General features: G+C 69.4%; 15 protein-coding genes, 2 pseudogenes and 1 riboswitch. Of the genes and pseudogenes, 13 read left to right on the top strand and 4 right to left on the bottom strand.

Annotation, left to right across the window (positions count from 1 at the left end; all coding sequences use genetic code 11):
- Window positions 1-225 (top strand): hypothetical protein (locus tag VFO68_RS17955; protein ID WP_325159455.1); only part of this gene is annotated, 225 nt, incomplete at its 5' end.
- A 68-nt stretch (window positions 226-293) separates the two neighbouring features.
- Here VFO68_RS17955 and VFO68_RS17950 read toward each other — a convergent pair.
- On the bottom strand, window positions 294-1,130 hold the full coding sequence (locus VFO68_RS17950) for an oxidoreductase (RefSeq protein ID WP_325159458.1): 837 nt from the start codon (window positions 1,128-1,130) through the stop codon (window positions 294-296).
- A gap of 116 nt (window positions 1,131-1,246) precedes the next feature.
- Between VFO68_RS17950 and VFO68_RS17945 the strand changes: the two genes are divergently transcribed.
- The 5 genes from VFO68_RS17945 (at window position 1,247) to VFO68_RS17925 (ending at window position 7,905) form a co-directional block, all read left to right on the top strand.
- Entirely contained in the window at window positions 1,247-2,143 is an 897-nt protein-coding gene (locus VFO68_RS17945) for a LysR substrate-binding domain-containing protein (RefSeq protein WP_325159457.1), read from the top strand.
- 167 nt (window positions 2,144-2,310) lie between these two features.
- On the top strand, window positions 2,311-2,628 hold the full coding sequence (locus VFO68_RS17940; protein ID WP_325159454.1) for a peptidyl-tRNA hydrolase: 318 nt from the start codon (window positions 2,311-2,313) through the stop codon (window positions 2,626-2,628).
- On the top strand, window positions 2,625-2,927 hold the full coding sequence (locus VFO68_RS17935; RefSeq protein ID WP_325159453.1) for a hypothetical protein: 303 nt from the start codon (window positions 2,625-2,627) through the stop codon (window positions 2,925-2,927). The genes VFO68_RS17940 and VFO68_RS17935 overlap by 4 nt, the downstream gene beginning before the upstream one ends.
- Window positions 2,928-3,471: 544 nt before the next feature.
- On the top strand, window positions 3,472-3,663 hold the full coding sequence (locus tag VFO68_RS17930; RefSeq protein ID WP_325159452.1) for a hypothetical protein: 192 nt from the start codon (window positions 3,472-3,474) through the stop codon (window positions 3,661-3,663).
- Window positions 3,664-4,560: 897 nt separating this feature from the next.
- A complete protein-coding gene (locus tag VFO68_RS17925) occupies window positions 4,561-7,905 on the top strand; it encodes a TIM-barrel domain-containing protein (RefSeq protein WP_325159451.1) in 3,345 nt (1,114 codons plus the stop codon).
- Between the two features lie 309 nt (window positions 7,906-8,214).
- On the opposite strand, the gene VFO68_RS17920 is transcribed toward VFO68_RS17925, so the two are convergent.
- A complete protein-coding gene (locus VFO68_RS17920; RefSeq protein WP_325159450.1) occupies window positions 8,215-8,772 on the bottom strand; it encodes a GNAT family N-acetyltransferase in 558 nt (185 codons plus the stop codon).
- A 66-nt stretch (window positions 8,773-8,838) separates the two neighbouring features.
- Here VFO68_RS17920 and VFO68_RS17915 point away from each other — a divergent pair, with 66 nt between their 5' ends.
- Window positions 8,839-9,483 carry a PadR family transcriptional regulator gene (locus VFO68_RS17915; protein WP_325159449.1) on the top strand — a complete coding sequence of 215 codons (645 nt, stop codon included), beginning with the start codon at window positions 8,839-8,841 and terminating at the stop codon, window positions 9,481-9,483.
- Between the two features lie 400 nt (window positions 9,484-9,883).
- Window positions 9,884-11,647: a hypothetical protein gene (locus tag VFO68_RS17910; protein WP_325159448.1), complete on the top strand. Its 1,764-nt coding sequence runs from the start codon at window positions 9,884-9,886 to the stop codon at window positions 11,645-11,647.
- Between the two features lie 266 nt (window positions 11,648-11,913).
- Here VFO68_RS17910 and VFO68_RS34285 read toward each other — a convergent pair.
- A pseudogene (locus tag VFO68_RS34285) lies at window positions 11,914-12,054 on the bottom strand (effector-associated constant component EACC1); the annotation flags it as partial.
- A gap of 251 nt (window positions 12,055-12,305) precedes the next feature.
- Window positions 12,306-12,407: riboswitch (guanidine-I (ykkC/yxkD leader) on the top strand.
- Between the two features lie 47 nt (window positions 12,408-12,454).
- Here VFO68_RS34285 and VFO68_RS17905 point away from each other — a divergent pair.
- The 5 genes and pseudogenes from VFO68_RS17905 to VFO68_RS17885 all read left to right on the top strand — a co-directional run.
- Window positions 12,455-13,579, top strand: coding sequence for an agmatinase family protein (locus VFO68_RS17905; RefSeq protein ID WP_325159447.1), 1,125 nt, complete (start codon window positions 12,455-12,457; stop codon window positions 13,577-13,579).
- Window positions 13,576-14,577: an ABC transporter substrate-binding protein gene (locus tag VFO68_RS17900; protein ID WP_325159446.1), complete on the top strand. Its 1,002-nt coding sequence runs from the start codon at window positions 13,576-13,578 to the stop codon at window positions 14,575-14,577. Before VFO68_RS17905 ends, VFO68_RS17900 begins: the two co-directional genes overlap by 4 nt.
- Window positions 14,578-14,582: 5 nt before the next feature.
- Window positions 14,583-15,437 carry an ABC transporter permease gene (locus tag VFO68_RS17895; RefSeq protein WP_325159456.1) on the top strand — a complete coding sequence of 285 codons (855 nt, stop codon included), beginning with the start codon at window positions 14,583-14,585 and terminating at the stop codon, window positions 15,435-15,437.
- 79 nt (window positions 15,438-15,516) lie between these two features.
- Window positions 15,517-16,260, top strand: a complete 744-nt coding sequence (locus VFO68_RS17890; protein WP_325159445.1) for an ABC transporter ATP-binding protein — start codon at window positions 15,517-15,519, stop codon at window positions 16,258-16,260.
- Between the two features lie 24 nt (window positions 16,261-16,284).
- Window positions 16,285-16,437, top strand: a pseudogene (locus VFO68_RS17885) (response regulator transcription factor); the annotation flags it as partial.
- 276 nt (window positions 16,438-16,713) lie between these two features.
- On the opposite strand, the gene VFO68_RS17880 reads toward VFO68_RS17885, so the two are convergent.
- A partial coding sequence (locus tag VFO68_RS17880) for a hypothetical protein (RefSeq protein WP_325159444.1) occupies window positions 16,714-17,414 on the bottom strand: 701 nt, incomplete at its 5' end.

Below are 17,414 nucleotides of genomic sequence, written 5' to 3'. Positions count from 1 at the left end.
AGCGGCTCTCAAGGTGCACGCTGGCTGCTCCACCGCCCGACTCACAATTCAGAAAGGAAGACCATGCCTGAGATCGCCGACTACCTCAATCTGGAAGATGGCCGATTCACGCTGCCCAACAACGACGACGGCGTCAACCGGAGTACTCATTCCCACTTCCGCTGGACATCTCCACCAACAGCCGTGGTGTCACACGTCCACGGGTGCGGCCTGCGCCACGTCTAGCATGCAGGTCAGTGGCGGACAGCCTCAACCAGCCGGTGGCCCGAACGCGCGAACACCTGACAAGGGGACTATTCCAGGTCCAGGGAGCGGCTGAGCTTTTCCCATCGGGTCAGGTCGGTGTGCAGCAGTTGGTGGTGTGCGGCGATGTTGTCGACGGCGTCGTTGCCCAGTGCCAGCCGCAGCGGTGGATGGGGGCTGTCGAGGACCTCCAGGATGGCCAGGGCTGCCTTTCGTGGGTCGCCGGGCTGAGTGCCGTCCATGCCGTCTACCGCTGCGCGGGTCGGGCCGGTCGACACCGCGTACGCGTCGATGATCGGCGACCGGTGCATCCGTCGTCCACCGAACTCGGTGCGGAATGCCCCGGGCTCGACGATCAAGACCCGGATGCCGAACGGTGCGACCTCCGCCGCCAGCGCCTCGGACAGTCCCTCGAGCGCGAACTTCGCCGCGCAGTATGCCCCGAAGCCCGGCATGCTCAGTTGGCCTCCCATCGAGCTGATCTGAACGATCGCCCCGCTGCCCTGCACACGCAGGTGAGGGAGGACGGCCTTGGTCACCGCCACGGCGCCGAAGAACATGACGTCCATCAGTGCCCGTAGGTCGGCCAGGTCGAGTTCCTCGACGGCGCCGACGCTGCCGTGGCCTGCGTTGTTGACCACCACGTCTACCCGACCAAACTCGGTGAGAGTCTGCGTGACCGCGGCGGACACCTGGTCCGCGTCGGTGACGTCCAGCGGCGCGGTCCGCGCCCGCCCGTGGCCCGCCGCGACGAGATCGGCAAGCTGGTCCGGCTGCCGCGCGGTCGCCATCACTTGATCGCCGGCAGCCAACGCCGCCAAGGCCAACTCTCGACCGAATCCCGCCGAGCAACCGGTGATCAACCACACCCGGCCAGTCCCTGTCATCGTCCCTCGCACTTGTGTTCACGTCGGCTTTGCGCTGTCGCCTTCAGCCTGACTGATCACGTCGGAGCCAGGCCAACACACGCTTCCTCCTGCGGTTACAGTCTGATCCTGTGACCATGGAACTGCGTCATCTGCGGTACTTCGTCGCGGTCGCCGAGCACCTCAACTTCAGCCGCGCGGCAAGGCATCTCCATCTCGCCCAACAGTCGCTGTCACAGCAGATCGGCGCGCTCGAACGCAGTCTTGGGGTACGGCTGTTCGACCGCGATACTCGCGGAACCCGTCTCACCGATGCGGGACAGCTGTTTCTGCCGGAGGCCCGCGCCGTGCTCGCCCAGGCCGACCACGCCGTGGCCGTCGCGCAGCGCGCCGGCCGCGGCGAGATCGGCCGCCTCGACCTGGTCTTCCTCGCTTCCACCGCCAACTACATGCTGCCGCCGGTGGTGCGGGCCTTGCGGGAACGTTTCCCCGGACTCGAGCTCACCACCCACAATGCGCAGATCGACGAACTGGTCGCCGGGCTCCGCGACGGGCGCTTCGACGCGGCGTTCACCCGCCCCCCGCTGGTCGCTGACTTGGCCACCCGGACGCTTGCCACAGAACCGGTATGCGCGGTTCTGCCGGTCGGACACCCGCTCGCAACCCGAGTCGAACTCCACCTTGCCGATCTGGCCGATGAGGACTGGGTGCTCACGCCGCGGGAGACCTGGCCGCCCTGGCACGAGAAATACGACCGGGACTTCACCGCCGCCGGCTTCACACCACGGGTCGTCCAGCGGGCCAGCGGAGTGTCCAACCTGCTCGGTCTCGTCGCCGCAGGCGTCGGGATCACCCGGCTCGCCGCCTCGGCAAGCAGCATCCGCCGCACCGGTGTGGTGTTCGTTCCGCTCGCCAACGACCGAGCCGAAACCGTCCTTGCCTGGCTACCCGGCCGCGCCAGGCCGGTGCAGCGCAACCTGCTGGCCATCGCCGACGACCTCGCCGCAACAGCCAACCTCACCCGGTCGGGCTGAGCCTGAGCCACCAACAGCCCGCTCATCGGCAGGTGCGGACGTCCGTGGTAGGCGCCGCCATCGTCCGGCTGGTATTGCTGGTGTTGCCGATTTGGTGGCGGTGGGCGGGTGCGCGCGGGTAGGTTGGGGCTATGCCACATCGTTAGGGTCGTTTTCGTCTCTACCTGGTGACTCGCGCCGATCTTGCCCAGGGCGTCCAGGCCTGCCAGGTGGCGCACGCCGCGCTGGAGTTCGCGCTGGCCCATTCCCACCTGGTCACCGAGTGGCACACGCATTCCAACACCCTCGTGGTGCTCGCCGCGCCCGATGAGCTCGACCTTGCTCGGTGCTACGCCGATGCCAACTCGGCCGGGCTGTGCGTGGTGGCGTTTTACGAACCCGATCTCGGCGGTGCGCTGACCGCCGTCGCGTTGGAGCCGGGCGCACACCGCCTGGTTGCTCACCTCCCACTGGCTCTCGCAGACGGAGAGGAGGTGAGAACATGACCACGCCCATCGAAGCCGCACTGCGCACGCAACTGGTGGAGGCAGTGGCCGAGCGCGACGCCCTCCGCGCCCAACTGGAAGGCGATCTGCCCAAGGCCACCCGCTGGTTACAACGCAAAGTCTGGCGGCAAGCCCATGCGCTCGACACGCTCAACCGCAGGGTCACCCGTCAGCGGTTCGTCTTGCGAACCCTCGACCAACTCGGCCGATCCCTGACCACGGCCGAGTTCCGAGCTGCCCGCGCCCAGATCGCCGACCCACTTCTGGGGGTGCGGATCGACGACCCGGACGCCGCCTGACATCCGGCACCATGTGGGTGAGCGGCAGGCGCCGCCGCTCACCCACACCGCCCTCGACGCCCAACGGCCGGGCAGCCGCCTCTAAAGCGGCCCACAGCGGGTTCGACTCCCGCCGAGGGCACTCGGGAACACCGGATACCGGAAACGTCATCAGCGGCATGAAGGTGCGTCGTCGTCGACTCCGGCAACAACTAGGGGTCTCCTCCTGGCGGTACCTGGGTTGTTGCGGACAACGAGTACGGCCGAATCCGGCGCGCGCTGGTGCGACACTCGTCCGTGGTCGTTGGCGTTGCTGGCGTGCGTGCGTTCTCGCAGATCAGGTCCCGGCGGCTGATCGAACCGGGTGACGAGCTGACCATTCTGTGTCAATGATCGGCTCGGTGCATCCTCCTTCCGGGCTGTCCACGGTTGCCTGGCCACCGCCGGGACATTGATCCAGTCAGGAAAGCCGGCTGGGCTGCCCCGAAGGTCGCGCGTTCGGCCGGAAAGTGCGCGATGGCCGTCGGTTACGGTGCGACGACCGCCAATCGGGGAGGAGAGATCGATGTGCTCCTGGTGTCAGGTAACCGAAGGCTTCTGTTTCTGTGGCAGCTCGGCCGACCCGGACGGCCGCGCCGAGGCGTGCGGCGTGCGCACCGATCCGAACAACGAGTGTCCGCGCTGTGGCCACTACGCGGGCCCAGTTCCGCTGGACACCTCGCAGCATGGCTACGACTATGCCGAGTTCGACCAGTAGTGCGTCGTTAAGTTGATGGTGGATCGCGCCAGCGGCGACTGAACCACGGTGTGCTGGAACCGCTCGAGCGAGGACCACTCCGCCGCCAGCATGGTGCCTCGCGCAGACGCCCGGCCACTGCCTAGCAGGACGCCCAAACGATCACGGACCGAGGCATGTGGCCTCGGCCCGTTTCGCTGGCACAGAGGTGCGCCGCCAGGGACTCGACCCCGAACCCGCTGGCGCGGTTGGCATCGTGTTGGCCGGCGGGCGGGTGCGCGGGTATGTGGCAGGCACGATTGAGGCGTTGGCCAGGTCGGCTCGTGCCCGCCGGGAAGCGGACATCCTGGCCAGAAAGGAGATCGGCGCTTGTGGTCGGCGGTGTTCATGACTCCAGCGCCCACAACCGCCGGCTGACCGTCGAGGGCATCTCCGTCCTGGCATCCGAATTGCGCGCCAAGTTCCGTCAGGTGGACCGGATCGATCGGGCCCGCGTGCCGGGTCGTTGAAGTCCACCCCGAGGTCAGTGTCGCCCACCTCGCCGATGGGCCACTCACCGCACGCAAGAACACCTGGGCCGTCGCACAGCTGTGACCCGCCTGCTCGAAGGCGGCGCAACCGGCACTGGCTACCTGGTAAAGGATCGTGTCCTTGAACCGCTCATGACAGAAGGACTATCGGACAAGGGACAATCGCCGCGTGCTCGCCGTACTCGTCTTACTGCAGCACTGATCGCCCTCGTCGCGGCAGGACCGCTCGTTAGCTGCCCCGACGGGCCATGTTGGGCAGGCCTTGGGATGGTCATCGGGTTGTGTTTCTCCGATCTGCCCACCGAAGAGTCAGCCGGCAGAGCGGCGCCAGTCGACGGTGGGGGAGCGTGGTTGACATCGGCATGGCGCGGGAGCATCGTCGAATATCGTGCTGAATACGGCTTGGCGTGGCCGGTTCTCCTCTGGTCTGTTTCGCCCGGTGGTGGTGGTCGGCGCTGTCGTGGCGCTGCTCGGCGGCGTGCCCGGTACGGCGGTCCCGGCCGGTGCGGACGCCGAAGCGCTCGCACAGCGTCGTGGCGCGACGGTCACCGCGGGGCCGGTCCGCATCCAGGTGATCAGCTCTACGTTGCTTCGGTTGGAGTACGCCGAGGACCGGCGGTTCGAGGATCGGGCGTCGTTCGTGGCGGCAGCCAGGGATCCCCGGCCGAGTCGGTTCACCGTGCTCGACACCCGTGCCGAGTTGCGGATCCGCACCGACGCCCTGGAACTTCGCTACCGCAAGGGTTCCGGCGAGTTCCGGGCGGCCAACACCACACTGGAGCTCACGGTCGGCGCGCGCCGCGTCCAGGTGCACCCGGCGTTCGGCTCGCCCGGCCGGTCCGACGCGCTCGGCGGCTGGTACCGCGGGCTGGACTACTATCCGGAGCAGGCAGGGCCGGTCGAGGGGATCAGGCTGCACGAAGGTCTGCTGCACCGCGACGGCTGGTATCTGCTCGACGACACGGCGACCGCGCTGCGCACCTCGGACGGTTGGGTCACGCCCCGCCCCGGGCGCACCGGTGCCTACCAGGACGGCTACCTGTTCGGATACGGCCACGACTACCAGCGGGCACTGCGTGATCTGCGTGCGCTGACCGGGCCGGCGCCGCTGCTGCCAAAATGGGCGTTCGGGACGTGGTTCTCCAAGTACCACGCCTTCCGCGACCAGGACTACCGTGACAGCCTGCTGCCGGCCTTCCGGGCCAACCGGGTGCCGCTCGACGTGCTCGCGGTCGACACCGACTGGAAGTCGCCCAACGCCTGGGCGGGGTGGAACTGGAACTCGGAGCTGTTTCCCGATCCGCCCTCGTTCCTGCGCTGGACCGCGAGTCAGAACCTGCAGACCGTGCTCAACGTGCACGCCGCGATCTCCGCCGACGACCCTCGCTTCGCCCAGGCGCAGTCCCTGGCCGGAGGCCGCCTCGCGCCGGCCACCCGCAGCTTCGCTCCGACCGCGCACCGGTTCGACTGGGCCGACCGCGCGCAGTACGACGCCTGGCGCTGGCTGCACGAACCGTTCGAGGATCAGGGTGTGCGCCAGTGGTGGCTGGACTACTGCTGTGACGACAGCCTCGCCGCCGTGCCCGGGCTGACCCCGGACAGCTGGATCAACGAGCGGTACCAGCGGGATGCCGAGGCGCGTGGGTTGCGCGGGTTCGCCCTGTCCCGCATGGGCGCGTCGTTCCCGGACTACACCACGCCCGGTGGGTCGGCCGCGTGGGGCGAGCACCGCAGCACCGTCCACTTCACCGGCGACACCAAGGCGGACTGGCCCAGCATCGCCTTCGCGGCCGCGATGACCCCGGCCGAGGGGTCGGTCGGGGTCTCCTATGTCAGCCATGACATCGGCAGCTTCGCCGGCAGGCACCTGCCGGAGGACCTTTACCTGCGCTGGGTGCAGCTGGGCGCGTTCCAGCCCATCCTGCGGCTGCACTCCGACCACGGTGACCGCCTGCCGTGGGAGTACACACCGACGGTCGCCGGCCCGGCGATGGACTTCCTGCGGCTGCGCGAGTCGCTGGTGCCCTACCTCTACGCGGCGGCCCGCGAAGCCTACGACAGCGGCCTGCCGATGACGCGGGCGCTGTACCTGCAGTGGCCAGAACTCGATGAGGCCTACCGTTACCCCACCCAGTACCTGCTCGGGCCGGACCTGCTGGTCGCCCCGGCCACCACACCCGGTCTCGCCACGACGTCGACGGTCTGGTTCCCGCCCGGCACCTGGACCGACGTGTTCACCGGCGAGACCTACGCCGGCCCGGCGGCCGTCCCGGTGACCGCCACGCCGGACCGGATGCCGGTGTTCGCCCGTGCCGGGGCGATCGTGCCGCGCGCCGCGGACGCCCCGAACATCGCCACCCAGCCGAACGACGCGCTGACGCTCACGGTGTATCCGCACGGATCCGGCCGTACGTCGCTCTACGACGACGCCGGTGAGGGGCTGGGCTATCGCGACCACCAGTACGCCACCACCGCCGTGCGCTACGCCGAGGGCGCCGGGCAGTCCGAGCTGAGGATCGCGCCACCGGAGGGGCGCTACCGCGGCCAGCCGGCCGCCCGCGCCTACACCGCCGTCTTCGTTGACGTCACCGAGCCGCGGCAGGTCACGGTGAACGGCCGTCGGGCGCACTACCGCTACGAGTCGGCCAGCCGGACGCTGACCGTCGACGTGCCGGCCGTGCGGCTGGGCAGCGGTGCGGTCGTGCGCCATGACGGGCGGGCGGTGACCGTGCCGCCGGCCCCGGCCGTCGACTTCTCGCTCGAGGCGCCGGACGGCTTGGTCGCCGGCGTGCCGAGCCGCGTGGTCGCCACCGTGCGCAACTCCGGCCAGCAGGCCGTCACCGACGTGACCGTCGCGCTGCTCCGGCCGGACGGCTGGACGATCACCGCCACCTCGCCGACGACGACCGCCCGGCTCGAGCCGGGCGCGCGGTTCACCGCCACGTTCCAGGTCACCGCACCCGGCCCCGCCCGTAACAGTGAGCTGCTCGGGCACGCCGGATACGTGCGCCCAGACGGGAAAGCCGTCACCCTGCCCGCGGTCCTCGCCGTGGCACCCCGCCCGATCCAGGTGACCTTCCGGACCCTCGCACCGCCCGGTACCCCGGCCGGCGACACGCTCTACCTGCCGGGCAGCATCGATGCACTGGGCCCGTGGGACCCGGGCAAACTCGCCATGACCAACCGCGGTGGCGGCGTGTGGGAGGCCACCGTGACCATCGACGACGGCACCGAACTGCAGTACAAGTACACCCGGGGCAGCTGGGAGCGCGTCGAGTGGTGGGGCGGGATCGTCAGCACGAACAACCGCAACGTCGTGATCGCCGGCGACGCCGAGGGCACCATGCTGGTCGACGACACCTCGACCGCCTGGGATGACCCGTCGGCCCCGGACATCCACAAGGCGCCCCGCCTGTGGCGGGATCCCGTGGTCGTGTCGAGCACCCCCGACGCCGGCTCCGGCGGACCCGCGCCGGCGTCGGTGACCGTGCGGTTCCAGCGTGACGTGGACCCGACCGGGCCCGATTTCTCTGGCTCGGTGGTGGTGAGCTCCGGCGGCACCGCGGTGACCGGCACGGTGAGCGAACCGGCGCCGGGGACACTGACCTGGACTCCGACCGCACCGCTGCCGGCGGGCACCTACTCCGTCGAGGTCACCGCCGTACGCAGCGTTCTGGCAGCGGACAGCGTGCCGATCCAGCGGCCGTACCACTTCACGTTCACCGTGACCTGACCCGACGCCTAGGTCCATCGACCGGCAGCGGAACTCGCGTCCCACGAAGAAGACGAGCTTTCACCATTGAATGCGACGCATATGAAGGCTCTGACCCGGCAGTCGAAGTCGTCGCGGATCGGGCGGACCCCGCTCGACCGGAAGGCCGTGCCGCAGGCACCGCTACGGATGCCAACCTCACCAGGGGCCGACTGTGGACACATGCGGCCCCAATGTTGATGACGCCGGTGGACGCGGCGCGCGGATGGTCGGGGAGTCGGGGCGTGGCCACATGGTTCGCCGTGGCTGCTCCAAGGACGGCGGCCGCGCTCATGGGTGGCCGGCGAGGTTGAGCTCCATGGAGATGGTGAGCGGTTCGAACTCCGTATTCGCGGTCTCGGCTCCGTCGAACTTCGCGGTTTCGACGAATTCGAAGGCGCGGTACATGCTTTGGGCGGTGGTCATGAACCGCAGTGTTTCGAGCCGGACGGTGGTGTAGCCCTCGGCGCCGGCGTCCCGGACGAGGCGGGTGAGGATCGCCCGGCCGATCCCACGTCCCTGGGCCGCGGGACGGACGTACATCCGCTTGATCTCGGCCGTCGTGTCGTCAATGGGCTTGAGCGTGCCCACACCGACCGGGTCGTCGCCGAGGCGGGCCACGAGCAGCCGTCCGCGCGAACCGAGCAGCCGCGGGAACTCGGCACGGAACGCATCGTGGTAGCGGTCCTGGTCGGCTTCGGTCAACGTCATCCCGAAGTCCCGTTCGAGATGCCCGACGAGCCATTCGCCGTACTCGCGGAACAGCGGTTCGACGACGGTGGACAGGTCGGTGGCGGTGGCGGTGGTGATGGTCAGCGGTGGACCGGCCAGGTCGGATGTGCTGTGCATTTGACTACCCCAAGTACTCCACTCTTGAGTAAGTGATAGCTCAAGAGTGGAGTATTGTCAAAGGGCGTGCCGCCTCGACCGACGACCAGCACCTACGCCCTGCTCGGACTCCTCGCCCTGCGACCGTGGAGCGCCTACGAGCTTGCCCAGCAGGCGACCCGCAGCCTGCGCTACGCCCATCCGCGCACGGAAAGCCACCTCTACGAGGAGGCCAAGCGGCTGCTGGTGCTCGGCTGGGCAACGACCCACGTCGAGCACCGTGGGCGCCGGCCGCGGACCATCTACGAGATCACCGGCGAGGGGCGCTCGGCGCTGCACGCCTGGTTCGCGACACCGCCACGCAATCCCCAGCTCGACTTCGAAGCGCTGCTGCGACTGCTGTTCGCCGATCAGACGGACAAGGCCACCCTGGACCGGTGCCTCGAGGAGACGGCCGACAACGCGCGCCAACTGGCCGACGATGCGATCCAACGGTTGCTCCGCCCGTACCTGACCGATGACAGCGCGCCGTTCCCCGAGCGCCGGCACATCGCCGCGCTCGTCGCCGCTTTCGTCGCCGACTACCTGCACCTCATCGAGCGGTGGTGCGAGTTCGCTCGCCACGAGATCGACAGCTGGCCGCACACCGACGGGCTCGGCATGACCGACCGCACCCGCGAGATCCTCGAGGCGGTACTCAATGGCAGGAGCGTCCTCAAGCGCGGTGGCTGACCCTGGTTGCTGGCCGTCAGCGGGCTGAGTTTCCGGTGGCAACCCGGTCTACCAGGTTGGACCAAACCGTTCGTGTTCTTCCGCAACCCCCGCCCCGATGACGTTTCCGTCGAGGACGAGTTCGGCGGGCCAATCCGGCGTCAGCGCGCATAATCGGCGTCGAGGTGTCCGACAGCACGCCGACGACCCAGCCGCACTGATCGGCTCCATCGGGGCCGTGCTGCTCGCCACCAGCCTCGTCGAAACGTGATCACAACCGCTGCGCGTCGGGTATCCGGCGTGGCATCGTGAGGAGATGGATGCTGGGGTGGGCTTCGGGCGACGAAGTGTGGTTGCGGCGCTTGTGGTTGTGTTGGCGGCCGGGCTGCCTGCTGGTGCGGGTGCGGTGGATTCCCTTGGTGTGCTCGCGAATGAGGAGTCGGCGCGGACGGCCGTCCTGCCGACTGGGGACCGGGTGACGGTGCTGGGTGGTGCGCGGCCGGCCGTGTCGGTCCGCCCGGCGGCCGGTCGCGAACGGGTGATGTTCCATCGGTACCGTGCCGGGGACCGGCTCTACGTGGTGCCGGAGGACGCTGTCCGGCGGATCGGTACCGAGGGCGGCCGGCGGGCGTTCGATGTTTCCCGGCTGCTTGAGCCGAATCGTGCGGCGAGCCGGCCGGGCAGCGAACCGCGGGCCGCTGCTGGCGATGTCGAGCTGACGATCAACCTGCGTGATCTGACCGGCGCGTTGACCGGCGACTATGCCGTGGCGATCATCGGACTCGACGACGGCGAGATCCGCACGCCCTACGACGCCGATGGGAGCCTTACGGTCCGGCTGCCGATGGGCCGCTACTTCATCGACAGCGTCGTGCACACGACCTCGCCCGATGGGACCCGCAACACCCACGTGCTGCCGAGTCCCAACACGGTGCTGGACCGGGACACCACGATCGACGTGCCGGCCGGCGCCGCCCGCCCGGTCCGGGTGACGCCGCCGGATCCCAGCGCGGGCCTGCTGCTCGGGGAGATCGGCTTCAGCATGGTCACCGCGCAGTCCCTGGCCGACGTCTCGCACCTCACGACCGACCTCGGCACGGTGTCCATCGCCCAGCTCGGACCGGCACTGCCGGCGGACGTGCTCACCACCATGGTCAACACGCAGTGGGCCACCCCCGGTGGGGAGTTCTACGGCCTGGCATGGTTCCCGAAGGGCACGGTGCCGGCCGGGTTCACCAAGCGTGTGCAGCGCAACGAGGTCGCCACCGTGCGGGTCGACCTCGGCGCTCAGGTCCCCGGTGACATCGGTCTGCGGTTCGCCGTCCCGGACTCGGTGTCCGCCGACCTGATCGCCGCCAGCGCGCAGATCGATCTACCGCTGCCGAGTATCCGTACGGAGTACTACAACTCGGACGGCGCGGAGTGGAACATCGTGCTGTTCGAGTTGGAACCATCGGGGTCGTTCCCCGAGCGGGCCAGCATCCAGGGCGGCCAGCACGTGTTCCGGCCCGGCCACTTCTACCAGCTGCCGATCAACCACGCACCGTTCGGCCCGGCGTTCCCGGCCGAGCAGGTGTCGTGGATCTGCCGGTGCGGCGACACCATCGATTTCTTCCTGCCGCTGCTCGGTGACTCGGGCGGCAATGCCGGTATCTCGCTGGTGGATTCCCTTGACATCAAGCTGTTCCGCGACGGGCAACTGGTCGGCCAGGTACAGGGCGAGTTCGCCGCGGCCTTCCCCGTGCCACCCGAGCCCGCCGGCTACCGGCTGACCGCCGAGGCCAGCAGGCCCGCCCTGTTCGACACGTCGACGCGAGTCAGCGCCGAGTGGACCTTCCGTTCCGGCCAGGTCGCCGGTCAGGTCACGCTTCCGCTGTCCACCATCAGGTTCACCCCGGCACTCGATCAGACCAACACCGCGCCGGCCGGACGACCGTTCCTGGTCCCCGTGGCTGTGCAACCGCAGACGAGCAACGAACTGGTCCGGCCCGTGCGGCTGTCCGTCGAGGCCTCCTACGACGAGGGCCGGACCTGGCGGCAAACCACGGTGATCGCGAACCGCGCGGTGCTGCTGCACCATCCGCCCGGTGCAACTTCGGTGTCACTGCGTGGCACGGCGACCGATCGGGACGGCAACACCGTTACCGAAACGCTCATCCGCGCCTACAAGCTGGCCAACCGGTAGCGCGCCAGGACTGACCACGGAGGCTGGGTACAGGGCGACACATGATCGGATGATCTTGGACAAGGGCGGACCTCCGGGTTCGGTGTGGATCACCACATCCACGCCGAACCAATCTGGTCGAGCTGGTGCGGTCCGACTCGGCGTCCATTCGGGACGGTGCCGATGCGATCGGGCAGGCGCTGGGGGTGCTGGGGAACCGGTTGTCGGTCGCCGCGGGCGACGGCCGGCCGCAGCTGGGCGTCGCCGACAAGACAAGGCGTCGGATGTCAGGTCCTCGATGGTGAGCACTCGTTCGGGGCCGCCACTCCGTCCGCGGCCAGACTGACGCCGAGCGCCTCGGCCAACCCACCCATCCGGCCGTCCTGACCAGGCGCCACCTCGATCGACACCCGTCCCCGAAATTCGGGCTCGTCACCGAGTCAGCCATCCAGCATCACCAGCTCGTCATCCGCATCGTCACTGCCGGTGGACAGTCCCAGGCCTCCATGCCGGCTCCCTTCCGCGCCGGATCATCACCAGGCGGTCCTAAACCGCCGGACGGGTCCTGTCGATGTCAGCATGTCAGCTGGGCGGTGCCTTGGCGCTCTAAACCGGCATGAAACCGGCGCGATACGTGCCTGACATGAGCGGGCGCTCTACTGCTTGTGACTTGCCACAGGTGAGGCGCGCCTAGGGTTCCGCGGCCGGCAGGCCGGCTGGTCCGAGAGGCGCAGGCGGCCCAGCCGGGGTCGCTCCACGGCGGGACAAAAGCCCGGGAGAGCGCCGATGTCCGGCTGCTCCCGGCAGCCGGCCAGCGACGGAGGACGCATGGCCGATCCCGATCATCTGCACGAACGCTACGGTCCTGAGGCCCGTTACGCGGTCGCTCGCGAAGCCGAACTGCCCAGCACAGCCTGGGAGCGCGAGGTCGCCCGCGGTATCGAGTTGGGACTGCCCGCCGCAGAGTCTATTGTGGACAGAAGGATCCCTACCTTCTCCCGTGGTGAGTTGCCGCACTTCGCCGGGATCAACACCTTCCTCAAGGCGACCTACCTGGAAGACGTGCGCCAGTGTGGCGAGTTCGACGTCGCGGTGCTCGGGGCGCCGTTCGACGGCGGCACCACCTACCGCTCCGGAGCCCGGTTCGGTCCGCAGGGCATCCGCAAGATCTCCGCGCTGTACGGGCCGTACAGCTTCGAGCTGGGCGTCGACCTGCGTGAGTCGATCACCATTGCCGATCTCGGCGACGTGTTCACCATCCCGGCCAACATCGAGAAGACCTTCGACCAGATCTCCAAGGCCGTCAGCCACGTCTACGCCAGCGGGGCGTTTCCGGTGGTGCTCGGCGGCGACCACTCCATCGGCTATCCGACCGTGCGCGGCGTGGCCGAGCACCTGCCTGGCAACCTCGGCATCATCCACTTCGACCGGCACGTCGACACCCAGGAGACCGACCTGGACGAGCGGATGCACACCACGCCCTGGTTTCACGCCACCGATATCCCCAACGTGCCGCCCAAGAACCTGGTGCAGATCGGCATCGGCGGCTGGCAGGCACCCCGCCCCGGCGTCAAGGTCGGTCGGGAGCGCGGTACCACGATCATGACCGTGACTGACTGCGTGGACATGGGAATCGAGGCCGCCGCCGCGCGGGCGCTCGAGGTGGCCTGGGACGGCGCCGAAGCCGTTTGGCTCTCCTTCGACGTGGATTGCCTGGACGCGGCGTTCGTGCCGGGCACCGGCTGGCCGGAGCCCGGCGGATTCCTGCCCCGCGAGGTGCTCAGGTTCATCCAACTCGTCGCCGAGCGTCCGCTGGCCGGCATCGAGGTCGTCGAGTGCTCGCCGCCCTACGACAACGCCGAGATCACCTCGCTGATCGCCACCAGAGTCATCTGCGACACGCTCGGCTGCCTGGTCCGGGCGGGACACCTGCCACGAAGGAGGGCCGAATGATCCGTCGACGCGTACTCGCCCTGGCCGCCACGCTCCCGCTGGCCGTGCTCGCGGCCGGCTGCTCCAGCGGCGGCGAACCGGCAGCCGGCCCGGGCCGCATCACCATCGGGTTCAGCGCCTGGCCCGGCTGGTTTCCCTGGCAGGTCGCGGCCGAGCAGGGCCTGTTCACCAAGCACGGCCTGGACGTCGAGCTGAAGTACTTCGACAGCTACACCGACAGCCTGACCGCGCTGTCCACCGGCAACCTCACCGCCAACAGCCAGACCCTCAACGACACGCTGTCCTCCGTCAGCGGCGGCGCGCAGCAGACCATCGTGCTGGTCAACGACAACTCCACCGGCAACGACCAGATCATCGCCGCGCCCGGGATCAACGGCGTGGCCGGCCTGAAGGGCAAGCGGGTCGCCGTCGAGCAGGGCACCGTGGATCACTACCTGTTGCTGCTCGCGCTGGAGAAGGCCGGGTTGACCCAGTCCGACATCGAGCTCAAGCCGCTGCTGACCGACGCGGCCGCCGCGGCGTTCGTGGCCGGGCAGGTGGACGCCGTCGGCGTGTTCGCGCCGTTCACCAGCACCGCGCTGCAACTGCCGGGCAGCAAGGCGATCGCCACGTCGGCCGACTTCCCCGGCGCGATCCCCGACCACCTGGTGTTCGACGCCGGGTTCGTCCGCGACCACGGCGACACCGTCCAAGCGGTCGTGCAGACCTGGTTCGACACGCTCGCCTGGATCGAAGCCAACCCGGACAAGGCAACGGACATCATGGCCAAGCGGGCCGGGGTGAGCGCGGCCGACTACCGCGGCTACGACGCCGGCACCACGATCTTCAGCCGGGAGCGGAACCTGGCCGCGTTCGAATCCGGTGACACGCCGGCACATCTTGACCACCAGGCCCGCTCGATCGCCGAGTTCCTGGTCGAGGCGAAGCTGGTGGACAGCATGCCGCCGCTGGACGGGCTGCTGGAACCACGGTTCGTCCGGGCGGTGGCCGCGTCGTGACGGTCATGTCGCGGCAGACGACCGCGGCGGACGGGCGGGAGAGCTGGCCGAAGCTGCCGCGCCGCCCACCGGCGCGCCGCAGGCCCCGGCTGTTGGCCATCCGGGCGCCCATCCCGCGGCCGGCCCGGTGGGTGCTGATGGTCCTGTCCGTCGCGGTGACGCTCGGCCTGTGGCAGGTGGCGAGCCTGCTCATCGACGGGCGACCGGACTTCCTGCCGTCGCCGGGGCAGGCGGTGCGGGCCGGCGTGGACCTGGCGGTGTCCGGCCAGCTCGGTACCGACGTCTGGGCCACGGTCAACCGGGTGCTGCGCGGCTTCGGGCTCGCCGTGCTCGTCTCGGTGCCGCTGGGCCTGGCCATGGGTTCGTTCCGGGCGGTGGCCGCCGGACTGGAGCCGGTGATCGGTCTGCTGCGCTACCTGCCGGCCAGCGCGTTCATCCCGCTGCTGATCATCTGGCTCGGACTCGGTGAGCCGTCCAAGGTGGCCCTGCTGTTCATCGGCACGGTCTTCTTCAACACGCTGATGACCGCGGACGTGGTGCGACTGGTGCCCGGCGAGCTGATCGACGTGTCCTACACGCTCGGCGCGCGCCGGGGCGAGGTGCTGCGCAAGGTGGTCGTGCCGCACGCGCTGCCGGGCATGATCGATGCGATCCGGGTCAACGCCGCGGCGGCGTGGAACTTCGTCGTGGTGGCCGAGCTGATCGCCTCGGAGTCCGGGCTGGGCTACCGCATCGTCCGGGCACAACGGTTCAACCAGATCGACCGGATCTTCGCCGTGCTGATGGTGATCGCCCTGATCGGCCTGCTGATCGACCTCCTCCTCCGCCTCCTCCGCGACCGGGTCGGAAGGTGGGCCTGATGCCTCTCGGGTATGAGCAACGATGAGGACCAACGTGACGACAGAAGTCAATTCCGGAGTGGCGGTACGGTTGTCCGGGGTGGGCCGGCGTTTCGCCCGGCGCGGTGGCGAGGTGCTCGCCCTGGACGGCATCGACCTGGAGGTGTCCCGCGGTGAGTTCGTCTGCGTGGTCGGGGCCAGCGGGTCGGGCAAGTCCACGTTGCTGGCGCTGATCGCCGGGCTGGACCGGCCGTCGTACGGCACGATCCAGTTGGGCGGGCGGCCGGTGACCGGCCCGGGTCCCGACCGCGGCCTGGTGTTCCAAACCGGTGCGGTCTACCCGTGGCGCACGGTCGAGCGCAATGTCGCGTTCGGACTCGAGCTACTGCCGATCGGGCGGGCCGAGCGGCGTAAGCGGGTCGACTGGTACCTAGCGGAGACCGGGCTGGAGCGACTGCGGCGCGCCCTGCCACGGCAGCTGTCCGGCGGTCAGCGGCAGCGGGTGGCCATCGCCAGGGCGCTGGCCGGTGAACCGGAGGTGCTCCTCCTCGACGAACCGTTCGGCGCACTGGACGTGCAGACCAAGGAGGACATGCAACTGTTCGTGCGGCGGGTGTGGCGCGACACCGGCACCACCGTGCTCATGGTCACCCACGACGTGGAGGAGGCGGTGTTCCTCGGCCAGCGCGTGGTTGTGCTCGCCTGCGACCCGGGCCGGGTGGTCGCAGACCTGCCCGTACCGTTGCCCGACGACCGCGACCTGGCCGTCAAACGGGACCCGGTGTTCCTCGGCCTGCGCGCCGAGGTGGAGGACCTGATACGCACCCACCACCACAACGAGTGAAAGATCACCCGTAGCGCTGGGTGATCATGTGAGATCGCCGGACAGCTCTACCTGACCCCAGGCACCGTCAAATCACACGTCAGCCGGATACTCGCCAAACTCGGTCTCCGCGACCGCGTGCAAGCCGTGGTCTACGCATACGAGAACGGTCTGGTACGCGCCGCCGCAGGTCAATGACATCACCTGCCCCCCGCCGCTGTCTGGCCGGGACAGGGCGTTGGACTGTGGTGGTCCGGGGTGGGTGCAAGGCGGGGTGGGTCGGCATCGCGTTGGCCGGCGGGCGGGTGCGCGGTTATGTCGCGGGCACGATTTGAGGCGTTGGTCGGCTCGGCTCTTACTCACTACCGCCGGCATCGCCCTGGACCACGATCTCGGCCTGCGATCGCGGCTGCCTTCACTCCGGTCGTCATTCGTTCCTCCTCTGGTCGTGAGTCGGTTCGTGTCTGCGGACGGTCAATCGACGTCGCTACGGACGAGCCGCACGCCGGTCGCGAGCAGCCAGACGAGCCAGGCGGCGAACCCTGCGAGCCCGACGAAGAGCAGCGGCGAGCCGCCGGCGATCGCGAGGTTGCCGAGCCCCGCGGCGAGCAGCAGGCTCCCGCCCACCAGGCCCAGCAGGAGCTGCCAAGCCGGAGTCAGTCCGCTCGCGTGCGCGGCGAGGGCCGCGCCGATGAAGGTGGTGCCGAGCGCTGGCAGCGCCAGCGCGAACGCCGCCGCGTGAACCCGCCAGACGAGCTCGAACGCGGGCGTCGGCTCGGCGAACCCGCCGGCGGAGAGCGCGAGCCCGATCTGCAGGACGTTGACCAGCGCGAAGATGGCCGACAGCGTCGCGCCAGCGGCCAAGGCGAGGCGCGACCAGTCGGCGCCCGCTCCGCCGCGCCGCTCCACGAGGCCGTGCAGGCCCGACACGAACACGAGCAGCACCGGCAAGCTCAGGGCCACCACCCCGGTCGCGATCGCGACCGAGTCGCGGTTGGCCGCGTAGTGGGCCAGCACTTCCTCGATCGGAGCGCCGTAGGTCGGCGCGCCCGCTGCCCCCAGCACCGCGTTCTCTATCACCACCGACACCGCGAACGCGATCGCCGCGGCGCCGACGAGCCGGCCTCGAACGAACCAACTGCGCGCTGGCGTGGCGGCGGTGTTCTGCGGTGATC

Source organism: Actinophytocola sp., from assembly GCF_035712165.1.
Lineage (GTDB): Bacteria > Actinomycetota > Actinomycetes > Mycobacteriales > Pseudonocardiaceae > DASYTH01.
This window is presented reverse-complemented; position numbering and strand designations above follow the sequence as displayed.

Bases quoted from the DNA above. Each gene is read 5' to 3' on its own strand.
- VFO68_RS17950 (WP_325159458.1), bottom strand. From the start codon at position 1,130: ATGACAGGGACTGGCCGGGTGTGGTTGATCACCGGTTGCTCGGCGGGA.
- VFO68_RS17945 (WP_325159457.1), top strand. From the start codon at position 1,247: ATGGAACTGCGTCATCTGCGGTACTTCGTCGCGGTCGCCGAGCACCTC.
- VFO68_RS17935 (WP_325159453.1), top strand. From the start codon at position 2,625: ATGACCACGCCCATCGAAGCCGCACTGCGCACGCAACTGGTGGAGGCA.
- VFO68_RS17930 (WP_325159452.1), top strand. From the start codon at position 3,472: ATGTGCTCCTGGTGTCAGGTAACCGAAGGCTTCTGTTTCTGTGGCAGC.
- VFO68_RS17920 (WP_325159450.1), bottom strand. From the start codon at position 8,772: ATGCACAGCACATCCGACCTGGCCGGTCCACCGCTGACCATCACCACC.
- VFO68_RS17905 (WP_325159447.1), top strand. From the start codon at position 12,455: ATGGCCGATCCCGATCATCTGCACGAACGCTACGGTCCTGAGGCCCGT.
- VFO68_RS17900 (WP_325159446.1), top strand. From the start codon at position 13,576: ATGATCCGTCGACGCGTACTCGCCCTGGCCGCCACGCTCCCGCTGGCC.
- VFO68_RS17895 (WP_325159456.1), top strand. From the start codon at position 14,583: ATGTCGCGGCAGACGACCGCGGCGGACGGGCGGGAGAGCTGGCCGAAG.